Below are 12940 nucleotides of genomic sequence, written 5' to 3' on the forward strand. Positions count from 1 at the left end.
ATTTTGAGAGACAGCCTCAAATCCCTTCGCCGGCGTTATCCGGATCAGGTTCGACGGGTATTATCTCAGCGCACATCAGTGATGCAGCACCCCGTTGAGAACGGCGCTATTGTAATGATTTGGTGAATATTACGAAAGCGTTATGGCTCCGGCGGCGCAAACCACGCGGATTTAAAATCAAACCAGCCCAGGGTATTCATTCGCAGGCCGCGCATGCTGCGCTGCCCTTGGATCAGCAGCCAGTGGTGAATCAACGGTACGATCGTCTGCCCGGCCAGCAGCTCCTGACACCAGGCGGCCAGATCCATTTCTCCTGCCCGCCACCGTGCGGCGTCTCGCTGCCAGTCCCGATTGATACAGTGCTGAATCAGGGGCACTTCATACAGGTGAGAGAAGAGCGAAAAATCAAGCGGCAGCGTGAAGTTCGCACTGTTGAGCCAGATATCGCTGATAACATCTCCACGGTGCCATTCATCATAGTCCACTTCCTGTATCGCCAGCGTCACGCCCTCGGCTGCCAGCAGCTTACTCATGATCCTTGCGATAAACCGGTGTTCAATGTGATCGCGATAGTAGCTGAGGGTGATGGTCTCCAGTCCGGCAGGTTTTTCACTGCGTACTGGCTGCGCATGGTGCCAGCGCGGAAGCAGGCCATAGGCCGGGAACCACCAGGTCTGGTATTGCTCCTCTGCGTGATAAATCAGGTTAGCGGGCGCCAGAACATGGCTGATCCACCTGCGTACGTCGTGATTCGCCCCGCGATGGCTGCGGCTATCGAAGAGCAGGTAGTAGCAGCCCTCCTCCAGGCGGCTTTCGAAAGCCTTTTCACCGGCTGTTGGCCCTTCCAGCGTCAGGCCTGCGCTCAGCTCTTCGTTGAGATCCGGTAGTACCCAGACGTTGACTTCGTCGATCAGCGCCCTATAGCCAAAGTAATCATCAAAGGCGCGGATCTTCAGCTGATTACTGTTGTTCCGTGAAACGGAGTAGGGGCCCGTGCCAATCGGCTGGCTGGAAAAATTGTTCAGGGATCGCCACTCGGCAGGCAGGATCATCGAGGGCACGTAGCCCAGAAGCCACGGAAGCCATTTGTCCGGCTGCGATAGCTCAATATCCAGCGTCCATGCCGTTGGGGAGTGGATCCGCGCGATATGCGAATAGAGCGGCAGCGTGCGGGCGCGCTCTAAGGAATCGATAACGTCGCGCATCTCCAGCTCGCGTCCATGGTGGAAATGAATGCCGGGACGTAAAAAGAAGCGCCAGTGCAACGGAGACACCTGTTGCCAGTGATGGGCAATATCCGCTTCCAGTTCCCCGTTTTCCTCATTTATCCGCGTCAGGCCGCTAAAAATCTGCCGGGCCATGTGGGTTTCAGAGCGACGTAACGCCGTACCGGGCAACAGATTTTTCATTGGGCGATAGTAAAGCACTCGCAGAATGTGGCGTCCCTGACGAAAGCTGCGTCCCAGATGCGAGACCAGCATCTGGCGCACGGCGGCTTTGTCGCCCACCAGCTGGACCAGCTGATCGATGCGGTCCTGCTCCAGCAGATCCTCCGCCCGCTGTTGCTGCAACGCCAGGCCGGTATAGAGGAAAGTCAGGCGCGAGCGCTTACCGCGTCCGGCTTCGGCCTCCCAGTTTAGCCAGCCCTGCTGCTGCATGGTGTTAAGGAGGGTACGCATATGACGCCGGGAGCAGTTGAGGAGCTCAGCCAGCTCGTTCAGCGTGGTCTCCTGCGATTGCCCCTCGCAGCACTGCCAGAGGCGGATAAATTGTTGTTGCAGACGACCAGAAGGCATAAAAGAGGAACTCCTGACAAAAAATCAGCAATTTATTAATCCCTATATTAAGCCAATAATCCTTATCGATGAAGCGAGGAGGTAAATTATGAAGAGGTCTACCGCACGTCAGTTTTATCAGCACTATTTTTCAGCGACAAAGGGAGTGTCCTGGCTGGCTCGCCAGTGCGCAGAGCAGCGGCTGAGAATACTGGAAGATCTGATGCAGTGGGACGTTACGAAACCGACCTCTTCTCGCTAACTCGCCTCGATCATGTGTGACTGAGTATTGGTGCTAATCACCCGCCAGCAAAATGTTTTTGCTGGCTTTTTTCGTTTACTATTTCACCCAAATTCGATTCGCTTTCACAAGGACTTGCGCATGCTCTGGTTGATGACGATGGGGCGACGCCTGAACGGCGTGTACGCCGCTTTTATGCTGGTGGCCTTCATGATGGGCGTGGCCGGTGCGCTACAGGCGCCGACGCTGAGCCTGTTTCTCAGCCGTGAGGTTGGGGCGCAGCCATTTTGGGTAGGCCTGTTCTACACCGTCAACGCCATTGCCGGGATCCTCGTCAGCCTGTGGCTGGCGAAACGATCCGACAGCCAGGGCGATCGCCGCAAGCTGATCCTCTTTTGTTGCGCCATGGCCGTGGGCAACGCGTTGCTGTTTGCCTTTAATCGTCACTACCTGACGCTTATCACCTGTGGCGTGCTGTTGGCCTCTCTGGCGAACACCGCCATGCCGCAGCTCTTCGCCCTGGCCCGGGAGTACGCCGACAACTCGGCGCGGGAAGTGGTGATGTTCAGCTCGGTGATGCGTGCGCAGCTCTCTCTCGCATGGGTCATCGGCCCCCCGCTGGCGTTCATGCTGGCGCTGAACTACGGTTTCACCGTCATGTTCACCATCGCCGCGGGAATTTTTGCCATCAGCCTGGCGCTGATAGCCTTTGTGCTGCCATCGGTGGCGCGCGTAGAGCAGGTGACGGACAAGCCCATCACCCAGGTAAGCGGCTGGCAGGATAAAAACGTCCGCATGTTGTTTATCGCCTCCACGCTGATGTGGACCTGCAACACCATGTACATTATCGATATGCCGCTGTGGATCAGCAGCGATCTGGGACTGACCGACAAGCTCGCGGGGATCCTGATGGGCACCGCTGCCGGGCTGGAGATCCCGGCGATGATTCTGGCGGGTTACTACGTAAAACGTTTCGGAAAGCGTCGGATGATGGTCGTCGCCGTGGCGGCTGGGGTGGTGTTCTACGCGGGGTTAATCCTTTTCCATTCGCGGGAAGCTTTGCTGGCGTTACAGCTATTTAACGCGGTATTTATCGGAATCGTTGCCGGGATCGGCATGCTCTGGTTCCAGGATTTAATGCCGGGGCGAGCAGGCTCCGCGACCACGCTGTTTACTAACAGTATCTCTACCGGCGTGATTCTGGCAGGGGTGATTCAGGGGGCGCTGTCGCAAAGCTATGGACATGCATCCGTGTACTGGGTGATCGCAGCGATTTCGGTCATCACGCTTGTGTTAACGTGCCGGGTTAAAGACGTTTGATTCTGGAAGGCGGCTTCACGAAATGAAACGATTTTCTGACAGGAGCAGAGAAGGCGCATAGAGTGCGTGACGGGTGCTTGAGGCTGTTTGCCTCAGGCTTTCGCAAGAGGCAAACAGTGGAGAGTCCCACATCAAAAAAATGATGGGGAGACCAACTTCACAACCAACATTGCGAGGTTAGTCTCTTCATTGCCGAAAAGCAATAAGGAGGCTGGAATGCCAAAACGTACTCTGCTGTTAGGTTTGTTTCTGATCTGTACGACGTTGTTGATCTTCACCTGGATGGTGCGTGACTCGCTGTGTGAGCTGCACTTCAGACAGGAGAAAACAGAGCTGGCGGCAGTGTTGGCTTACGAAGCAAAACGTTAGCGGTATTGGCGGGGAAAGTTTCCCCGCCTCTCCAGAGTGGTTACGCCTCAACGCACCCTTATCAATGGCCCGCGCCCTGCGGGCCATTGCCTTTAGCCCATAAACGCAGGCTGTTTTTTCTCGTAGGCGGAGATAGCCTCTTCGTGTTGCAGCGTCAGGCCAATGCTATCCAGACCGTTCAGCATGCAGTGGCGACGGAACGCATCAATGCTAAAGCTGTAGGTCTTGTCACCGGCTTTCACCACTTCTGCTTCCAGATCCACTTCAAACGACATCCCCGGATTTGCCTGCACCAGTGCAAACAGTTCATCGACCTGTTCGTCACTCAGCGTTACCGGCAGCAGCTGGTTGTTGAAGCTGTTGCCGTAGAAGATATCCGCGAAGCTTGGGGCGATAACCACTTTAAAACCGTAATCGGTCAGCGCCCATGGCGCGTGTTCACGCGACGATCCGCAGCCAAAGTTTTCCCGCGCCAGCAAAATGGAGGCGCCTTTGTATTCCTGAAAGTTCAGGACGAATTCCGGGTTCGGCACTTCGCCTTTATCGTCGAGGAAGCGCCAGTCGTTGAACAGATGCGCCCCAAAACCCGTGCGCGTCACTTTCTGCAAAAACTGTTTAGGAATGATCGCGTCAGTATCGACGTTAGCGGCGTCCAGCGGGACAACACGGCCCGTATGTTGGGTAAATTTCTCTGCCATGATTGTCTCCTTATTTCAGGCTGCGAATATCGGCGAAATGACCGGTGACTGCCGCAGCGGCGGCCATTGCCGGGCTGACCAGGTGGGTGCGCCCACCGCGGCCCTGACGGCCTTCAAAGTTACGGTTGCTGGTGGAGGCACAGCGCTCGCCCGGATTCAGGCGGTCGTTGTTCATCGCCAGACACATGGAGCAGCCGGGCAGGCGCCACTCGAAGCCTGCTTCGATAAAGATCTTATCCAGACCTTCCGCTTCCGCCTGGGCTTTCACCGGACCGGAGCCCGGCACAACCAGCGCCTGCACGCCCGGTGCCACTTTGCGGCCTTTTGCAATTTCTGCCGCAGCGCGTAAATCTTCGATACGGGAGTTAGTGCAGGAGCCGATGAACACTTTATCAATGCTCACGTCGGTCAGCGGTACGCCGGGTTTCAGCCCCATATAGGCCAGCGCCTTTTCCGCACTCGCGCGCTCGACCGGATCGGCGAAGGAAGCCGGGTCAGGAATGCTGTCGTTGACGGAAATGACCTGGCCCGGGTTGGTGCCCCAGGTGACTTGCGGGGCGATCTCTTCCGCCTGCAACGTCACAACGGTATCAAAAATTGCCCCCTCGTCCGTTTTCAGGGTTTTCCAGTACGCTACCGCGTCGTTAAAATCCTGTCCTTTCGGCGCATGAAGACGCCCCTTCACATAGTTGAAGGTGGTGTCGTCTGGGGCCACCAGGCCTGCTTTGGCACCCATCTCAATGGCCATGTTGCACAGGGTCATACGACCTTCCATGCTCAGCGCCTGGATAGCGTCGCCGCAGAACTCAACGACGTGACCGGTACCGCCTGCACTGCCGGTTTTGCCGATAATCGCCAGCACGATATCTTTCGCGGTGATACCCGGCGCAGCTTTCCCCTTCACTTCAATCTTCATGGTTTTGGCGCGGCCCTGCTTCAGGGTCTGCGTTGCCAGAACGTGTTCCACTTCAGAGGTGCCAATCCCGAACGCCAGGGCGCCAAATGCGCCGTGCGTCGCGGTGTGGGAGTCGCCGCAGACAATGGTCATGCCCGGCAGAGTAATACCCTGTTCAGGCCCCATTACGTGGACGATGCCCTGATAGGGGTGGTTCAGATCGTACAGCTCCACGCCAAACTCGTTACAGTTCTTAATCAGCTCCTGCATCTGGATACGCGCCATCTCGCCAGATGCATTAATGTCTTTGGTCTGGGTGGAAACGTTGTGATCCATCGTGGCAAAGGTTTTACCCGGCTGACGCACCGGGCGCTTGTGCGCTCGCAGGCCGTCAAATGCCTGAGGAGACGTCACTTCGTGTACCAGATGACGGTCGATGTACAACAGTGGGGTTTCGTCTGGCGTCTCGTAAACAACGTGCGCATCAAACAACTTCTCATATAACGTCTTAGCCATGATTACACCCCTTCAGCGACATAGCGGGCAATGATGTCGCCCATTTCATCGGTACTGACTGCCGCCGTGCCGCGTGCTAAATCACCGGTACGGACGCCTTCTTCTAACGCCCGGTTAATGGCGTTTTCAATTGCGGTTGCTGCATCGCCTGCATCCAGGCTGTAGCGCAGCAGCAGAGCCAGGGAGAGGATCTGCGCAATCGGGTTGGCGATGTTTTTGCCTGCGATATCCGGCGCGGAGCCCCCCGCCGGTTCGTACAGGCCAAAGCCTTCTTCGTTCAGGCTGGCCGAGGGCAGCATGCCCATGGAGCCAGTGATCATGGCGCATTCATCCGAGAGAATATCGCCGAACAGGTTGGAGCACAGCAACACGTCAAACTGAGACGGATCTTTGATCAGCTGCATCGTTGCGTTGTCGATATACATATGCGACAGCGCAACGTCCGGGTACTGCTTAGCGACTTCACTGACGATTTCGCGCCACAAAATGGAAGACTGGAGCACGTTCGCTTTATCAATAGAGGTCACTTTACGGCGGCGTTTGCGCGCTGACTCAAACGCGATATGGGCGATACGTTCAATTTCAAAACGGTGATAGACCTCGGTATCAAACGCTTTCTCATGCTGACCGCTGCCTTCGCGACCTTTTGGCTGACCGAAGTAGATGCCGCCGGTCAGCTCACGCACGCAGAGAATGTCGAAACCGTTGGCCGCGATATCCGCGCGCAGCGGGCAAAACTCTTCCAGCCCCGGGTACAGCTTCGCCGGACGCAGGTTGCTGAACAGTTTGAAATGTTTACGCAGCGGCAGCAGCGCACCGCGCTCCGGCTGCTCTGCTGGCGGCAAATGTTCCCACTTAGGGCCGCCCACGGAGCCAAACAGCACGGCATCGGCATTTTCACAGCCTTCCACAGTGGCTTTCGGCAATGGCGTACCGTGGTTATCAATTGCAATACCGCCCACATCGTAGTGGCTGGTGGTAATTTTCATCGCAAAACGCGAACGAACGGCTTCCAGTACTTTCAGCGCCTGTGCCATCACTTCCGGGCCAATACCGTCACCCGGCAACACAGCAATATGGTAATTCTTCGACATCACACGGTTTCCTTGTTGTTCTCTTTATTCTGAGCTTTGCGTTGCAACTCTTTTTCGACTTCGGCGGCGCGCCAGATGTTGTTCAGGACATGCACCATCGCTTTCGCGGAGGATTCGACGATATCTGTCGCCAGACCCACACCGTGGAAGCGGCGACCGTTATAATTGACGACGATATCCACCTGACCCAGGGCGTCTTTACCGTGCCCTTTAGCCGTCAGGTCGTATTTCACCAGCTCTACGTCGTACTCAGTGACGCGGTTAATCGCCTGGTAAATGGCATCCACAGGGCCGTTGCCGTTGGCGGCTTCCGCTTTAATTTCATCCCCGCAGGCCAGCTTCACGGAGGCGGTGGCGATGTCGCTTGAGCCGGACTGGACGTTGAAGTAGTCCAGACGGAAGTGCTCTGGCTCTTCCTGCTGTTTGTTGATGAATGCCAGCGCTTCCAGATCGTAATCGAACACCTGGCCCTTCTTGTCCGCCAGCTTCAGGAAGGCGTCGTACAGCTGATCCATGTTGTAATCGCTGTCCTTGTAGCCCATCTCTTCCATACGGTGCTTCACTGCCGCGCGACCAGAGCGTGAGGTCAGGTTCAACTGAACCTGGTTCAGACCGATGGATTCCGGAGTCATGATTTCGTAGTTTTCACGGTTCTTCAGCACGCCATCCTGGTGAATACCGGAAGAGTGAGCGAACGCGCCCGTACCGACAATCGCTTTGTTGGCCGGGATCGGCATGTTGCAAATCTGGCTGACGGTCTGGCTGGTGCGCCAGATTTCGTTGTGATTGATGCGTGTGTGCACGTCCATGATGTCTTTGCGCACTTTGATCGCCATGATCACTTCTTCCAGCGAACAGTTGCCTGCGCGTTCGCCGATGCCGTTCATCGCGCCTTCTACCTGACGCGCGCCGGCGTGCACCGCCGCGATAGCATTGCCAACGGCCAGACCCAGGTCATCGTGGGTGTGTACAGAGATAATGGCTTTATCAATATTTGGTACGCGGTCATACAGACCAGTAATGATGTTGGCAAACTCAAACGGCATGGTGTAGCCGACGGTATCCGGGATGTTGATGGTTCTGGCTCCGGCATTAATAGCGGCTTCCACTACACGGGCCAAATCGTCAATCGGCGTGCGGCCTGCATCTTCACAGGAAAATTCCACGTCGTCAGTGTAGTTACGCGCCCGTTTAACCATATACACCGCACGTTCGATCACTTCATCCAGCGTGCTGCGCAACTTGGTTGCAATGTGCATGGGGGAGGTGGCTATAAAAGTATGGATACGGAAAGCTTCTGCAACTTTCAGGGATTCCGCGGCCACATCGATATCTTTCTCAACGCAGCGAGCCAGAGCGCACACGCGGCTGTTTTTGATGGTGCGGGCGATGGTCTGCACTGACTCAAAATCACCCGGCGAGGAGACAGGAAAACCGACCTCCATTACGTCTACACCCATGCGTTCCAGGGCCAGCGCAATTTGCAGTTTTTCTTTAACACTCAGGCTCGCCTGTAATGCCTGTTCACCGTCACGTAAAGTAGTATCGAAAATAACGACTTGCTGGCTCATGGGTTAGGTCCTTGTCAGTCTTAGGGCGCCTTGCTACGAGCATAAAAAAACCCGCGCAGTGGCGCGGGTTTTTAGTTTTACTGAAGACGATTCAACGCTGAATTTCGCCCGCCAGTCTACCGCGCACAGTGGATGCGTTTAGTAGTAGTAGACCGGTGAAACGAAGGGTGCGAATCATGAATCCTGCTCCAGGTGAATGCGATATGCTTTTAGTGGTACTGGATACGCCGACTCATGTCAACCCCTCCCGGACAAAACGGAGACCCAACGCAGGGAGAATACATTAGCTAATTGTGCTGGTTTTTGCGTGGCTAACCGATTTTATTGTCTATTATTGGACTGGGGATTCATCTCTGGAATAATTTGAATATAATTGGTAGCAATTGAACATACTATTTTCACCAACATGCTATGAAATGGAATGTGTTTCATATCATTGATTTATAAACTTCATGAATGATTTACGGGTAAGTAAGTTATCAAAATTGATATCAATTTGTTAATGAATATGCGTTGTATACTATTAATAGTTTATTAACGCTTAAGTCATTATTAATGAGAGCGTTGATTGTGTATTTGTCTGGTTTATGGTTTCATGCTCACAATAAAGTTTGAGATATCTTTTGAACGATTTTTAACTCTTCATTTATGGGGTGCGTAAAGCCGCTCGGTGAATGGGGCTCTTTATATATTCCGAATTTTAAATAATTTCCTTTCGCTTGTTGTATATGCATGGTAAATCATATTTTTCGAAGTTATTACTGTACCTGGGCAAAGGGAATTTAGCGTGACGGTGGAGTCAGAAATGCCAGAAAATAATATTAACCAACCACAGACTTATGATGGGGTTAAGCCTCAGTTACGCACAGTGGATCTTAACTTGTTAACTGTATTCGATGCAGTGATGCAGGAGCAGAATATTACGCGAGCAGCGCAATCTCTGGGAATGTCTCAGCCTGCCGTGAGTAATGCCGTAGCCAGACTTAAGGTGATGTTTAACGACGAGTTATTCGTTCGTTATGGGAGGGGAATTCAGCCCACAGCGCGTGCATTCCAGCTATTCGGTTCGATTCGTCAGGCGCTACAGCTGGTTCAAAATGAACTTCCCGGTTCGGGCTTTGAACCCTTAAGCAGTGAGCGGGTTTTCCATCTCTGTGTTTGCAGTCCGTTAGATAATTATTTGACGTCTGTTATATATAATAAAGTTGAACAGATCGCCCCAAATATTCATCTCGTTTTTAAATCATCATTAAATCAAAACACTGAACACCAGCTTCGTTATCAGGAAACAGAGTTTGTTCTGGGATACGAAGAGTTCCGCCGTCCAGAGTTTGCCTGTGTTCCGTTGTTCAAAGACGAAATGGTGTTAGTCGCCAGTAAAAAACATCCCCGTATGAATTCGCCGCTGCGTGAAAGCGATGTTTACAGTGAGCAACACGCCGTTGTTGCTCTTGACAGATATGCCTCATTCAGTCAGCCGTGGTATGACACCGCCGATAAACAAGCCAGCGTGGCTTATCAGGGAATGGCCATGGTCAGCGTATTAAATGTCGTTTCTCAGACGCAGTTAGTCGCTATTGCGCCGCGCTGGCTTGCTGAAGAGTTCTCCGATTCACTGAATCTGCAAATTTTACCTCTGCCGCTCAAGCTTAATAGCCGTACCTGTTATCTTTCCTGGCATGAGGCTGCGGGTCGGGATAAAGGGCATCAGTGGATGGAAGAGCTGCTGATCAATATTTGCCGTCGCTAGGTTCTGGTGAATAAACCGCATGGCGTCATGCGGTTTATTCTGCGGTTTTTAAAACTGGCGATATTATGTTCTGTGTTCATTTTTTCAGTTACTTATGCATGCTCAAAAATAGATGATTTCCTGATCCATCCTCTTTTTAAGAGATGAATTATTATTGTCTCCACTCATACCAGACGAATTCACCATATTCATGTCTGTCAGCTGTTTTTTCTGCTTTTATTGCTCATTCCCGCATCCCGTTTGCTAATTGCCTGCCTCATAACGAGCGGTTAAGGTATCCATCACTCTGCACATTATAAGATGGGTTTACCCTGTCAGAAGACGGCGCGGAAATGAATTCTGTAGACCGTCTATAACAAAAGCCTGGAGGCAAAGCATGGAGATGTTGTCTGGCGCGGAAATGGTCGTCCGATCGCTTATCGATCAGGGCGTGAAACAAGTGTTTGGCTATCCCGGAGGCGCGGTTCTCGATATTTATGACGCGCTGCACACGGTAGGCGGTATTGATCATGTTCTGGTTCGTCATGAACAGGCTGCTGTGCATATGGCTGACGGCCTGGCCCGCGCCACGGGCGAAGTGGGTGTTGTGCTGGTCACTTCCGGGCCGGGGGCGACCAATGCCATTACCGGCATAGCGACTGCGTATATGGACTCTATTCCACTGGTCATTCTTTCCGGACAGGTGGCGACGTCGCTGATTGGCTATGATGCGTTTCAGGAGTGCGACATGGTGGGGATCTCACGCCCCGTGGTGAAGCACAGCTTTCTGGTTAAACAAACTGAAGATATCCCGGGCGTACTGAAAAAAGCCTTCTGGCTGGCCGCCAGCGGTCGTCCTGGGCCAGTGGTTGTCGATCTGCCAAAAGATATTCTCAATCCGGCGAATAAACTGCCTTACCTTTGGCCTGAGTCGGTGAGCATGCGTTCGTATAATCCGACCACGCAAGGGCACAAAGGACAGATTAAACGTGCGCTTCAAACGCTGCTGTCTGCGAAAAAACCGGTGGTCTATGTGGGGGGCGGCGCCGTCAATGCAGCCTGCGAAACGCAACTACGCGAACTGATCGAGAAGCTCAATCTTCCTGTTGCGTCATCACTGATGGGGCTGGGGGCATTCCCTGCCACGCATCGGCAGGCGCTGGGCATGCTGGGTATGCACGGCACCTACGAAGCCAATATGACGATGCACAATTCTGACGTGATTTTTGCCGTCGGCGTGCGTTTTGACGATCGCACCACGAACAACCTGGCAAAATACTGCCCGAATGCGACGGTGCTGCACATTGATATCGATCCTACTTCTATCTCTAAAACGGTGCCGGCGGATGTGCCGATCGTGGGAGACGCACGACAGGTGCTGGATCAAATGTTGGATCTGCTGGCGCAGGAGACCGCCTCTCAACCGCTGGACGAGATCCGCGACTGGTGGCAACAAATCGAGCAATGGCGTGGCCGTCAGTGCCTTAAATACGACACGCAAAGTGAGAACATCAAACCGCAGGCGGTGATCGAGACGATCTGGCGTCTGACTAATGGCGATGCGTATGTCACTTCTGACGTGGGCCAGCATCAGATGTTTGCTGCGCTGTATTACCCGTTTGATAAACCGCGTCGCTGGATCAACTCAGGCGGGCTCGGCACGATGGGCTTTGGTTTGCCCGCCGCGCTGGGGGTAAAGCTGGCGTTGCCAAACGAAACGGTTATTTGCGTAACGGGTGACGGTAGTATACAGATGAATATTCAGGAACTTTCTACTGCGCTGCAATATGAACTGCCAGTGCTGGTGCTGAACCTGAATAACGGTTACCTCGGCATGGTAAAACAGTGGCAGGATATGATTTATTCGGGCCGTCACTCCCAGTCCTATATGAAATCACTTCCGGACTTTGTCCGTCTGGCTGAAGCCTATGGTCATATTGGCATGCGGGTAACCGATCCGTCAGAGCTGGAAGCGAAGCTCGGCGAAGCGCTTGAGCACGTTAAAAACAATCGCCTCGTCTTCATGGACGTTATCGTCGATGGCACAGAGCACGTTTATCCGATGCATATTCGTGGCGGTGGCATGGATGAAATGTGGTTAAGCAAAACGGAGAGAACCTGATATGCGCCGGATATTATCTGTATTACTGGAAAATGAGTCGGGCGCACTGTCGCGGGTTATTGGGCTTTTTGCCCAGCGCGGCTATAACATTGAAAGCCTGACCGTGGCACCGACCGATGACCCTACGCTCTCGCGCATGACGATCCAGACTGTCGGCGATGCGAAAGTGCTTGAGCAGATCGAAAAGCAATTGCACAAGCTGGTGGACGTACTGCGCGTCAGCGAGCTGGGGCAGGGTGCTTACGTCGAACGTGAAGTGATGCTGGTGAAAATTCAGGCCAGCGGTTACGGCCGTGAAGAGGTCAAGCGCAACACGGATATTTTCCGTGGGCAGATTATTGACGTCACGCCTTCTATATATACTGTCCAGCTTGCCGGAACGAGCGATAAGCTGGACGCTTTCCTGGCCTCTGTCAGGGATGTGGCAAAAATTGTTGAAGTTGCGCGCTCTGGCGTTGTTGGCCTCTCGCGCGGCGATAAAATCATGCGTGAGTAGCGCAATAGGTTCGCCTCTTTCAGCCCGGTAGCCAAAGCCGGGCTTTTTTTTGCGTAATCCGCCGACAACGCAGACAAAAGCGGTTGCCGTGAAGGCTATTCTGCGTTTAGATGT

Annotated in this window: 12 protein-coding genes and 1 riboswitch; of the genes, 6 read left to right on the top strand and 6 right to left on the bottom strand. The window is 53.6% G+C overall.

Features of this window, described 5'->3' with window-relative positions:
* Positions 1-3: 3 nt before the first annotated feature.
* A riboswitch (TPP riboswitch) is annotated at positions 4-104 on the bottom strand.
* A gap of 36 nt (positions 105-140) precedes the next feature.
* Positions 141-1796, bottom strand: coding sequence for an HTH-type transcriptional regulator SgrR (sgrR, locus tag ACNQ0T_RS11855; RefSeq protein ID WP_022647030.1), 1656 nt, complete (start codon positions 1794-1796; stop codon positions 141-143).
* Between the two features lie 88 nt (positions 1797-1884).
* Between sgrR and sgrT the strand changes: the two genes are divergently transcribed.
* From sgrT to ACNQ0T_RS11870, 3 genes are all read left to right on the top strand, one after another.
* Complete coding sequence (sgrT, locus tag ACNQ0T_RS11860) at positions 1885-2037, top strand: glucose uptake inhibitor SgrT (RefSeq protein ID WP_003856388.1); 153 nt, start codon at positions 1885-1887, stop codon at positions 2035-2037.
* A gap of 120 nt (positions 2038-2157) precedes the next feature.
* Complete coding sequence (locus tag ACNQ0T_RS11865) at positions 2158-3336, top strand: sugar efflux transporter (RefSeq protein ID WP_063163138.1); 1179 nt, start codon at positions 2158-2160, stop codon at positions 3334-3336.
* A gap of 216 nt (positions 3337-3552) precedes the next feature.
* On the top strand, positions 3553-3705 hold the full coding sequence (locus tag ACNQ0T_RS11870; protein ID WP_010427008.1) for a Hok/Gef family protein: 153 nt from the start codon (positions 3553-3555) through the stop codon (positions 3703-3705).
* Positions 3706-3797: 92 nt separating this feature from the next.
* Here ACNQ0T_RS11870 and leuD read toward each other — a convergent pair whose 3' ends face one another.
* The 5 genes from leuD to leuL all read right to left on the bottom strand — a co-directional run bounded on the left by leuD (position 3798) and on the right by leuL (position 8657).
* The gene (gene leuD, locus ACNQ0T_RS11875; RefSeq protein ID WP_046619885.1) at positions 3798-4403 is read right to left on the bottom strand and encodes a 3-isopropylmalate dehydratase small subunit; all 606 of its coding nucleotides are present in this window, start codon (positions 4401-4403) and stop codon (positions 3798-3800) included.
* 10 nt (positions 4404-4413) lie between these two features.
* Positions 4414-5814, bottom strand: a complete 1401-nt coding sequence (gene leuC / locus ACNQ0T_RS11880) for a 3-isopropylmalate dehydratase large subunit (protein ID WP_417930079.1) — start codon at positions 5812-5814, stop codon at positions 4414-4416.
* 2 nt (positions 5815-5816) lie between these two features.
* Positions 5817-6908, bottom strand: a complete 1092-nt coding sequence (gene leuB / locus ACNQ0T_RS11885) for a 3-isopropylmalate dehydrogenase (RefSeq protein ID WP_022647034.1) — start codon at positions 6906-6908, stop codon at positions 5817-5819.
* Positions 6908-8479: a 2-isopropylmalate synthase gene (gene leuA, locus ACNQ0T_RS11890; RefSeq protein ID WP_022647035.1), complete on the bottom strand. Its 1572-nt coding sequence runs from the start codon at positions 8477-8479 to the stop codon at positions 6908-6910. Before leuA ends, leuB begins: the two co-directional genes overlap by 1 nt.
* Before the next feature lie 91 nt (positions 8480-8570).
* Positions 8571-8657, bottom strand: a complete 87-nt coding sequence (leuL, locus tag ACNQ0T_RS11895; protein WP_057979999.1) for a leu operon leader peptide — start codon at positions 8655-8657, stop codon at positions 8571-8573.
* Positions 8658-9284: 627 nt separating this feature from the next.
* Between leuL and leuO the strand changes: the two genes are divergently transcribed.
* The 3 genes from leuO to ilvN all read left to right on the top strand — a co-directional run bounded on the left by leuO (position 9285) and on the right by ilvN (position 12826).
* Positions 9285-10229, top strand: coding sequence for a transcriptional regulator LeuO (leuO, locus tag ACNQ0T_RS11900; RefSeq protein WP_022647036.1), 945 nt, complete (start codon positions 9285-9287; stop codon positions 10227-10229).
* Between the two features lie 376 nt (positions 10230-10605).
* Entirely contained in the window at positions 10606-12330 is a 1725-nt protein-coding gene (gene ilvI / locus ACNQ0T_RS11905) for an acetolactate synthase 3 large subunit (protein ID WP_046619887.1), read from the top strand.
* Position 12331: 1 nt separating this feature from the next.
* Positions 12332-12826 carry an acetolactate synthase small subunit gene (gene ilvN, locus ACNQ0T_RS11910; RefSeq protein WP_001252742.1) on the top strand — a complete coding sequence of 165 codons (495 nt, stop codon included), beginning with the start codon at positions 12332-12334 and terminating at the stop codon, positions 12824-12826.
* Positions 12827-12940: the final 114 nt, after the last annotated feature.

Origin of the sequence: Enterobacter cloacae complex sp.6700776, assembly GCF_048284255.1 — a bacterium.
GTDB classification, from domain to species: domain Bacteria; phylum Pseudomonadota; class Gammaproteobacteria; order Enterobacterales; family Enterobacteriaceae; genus Enterobacter; species Enterobacter intestinihominis.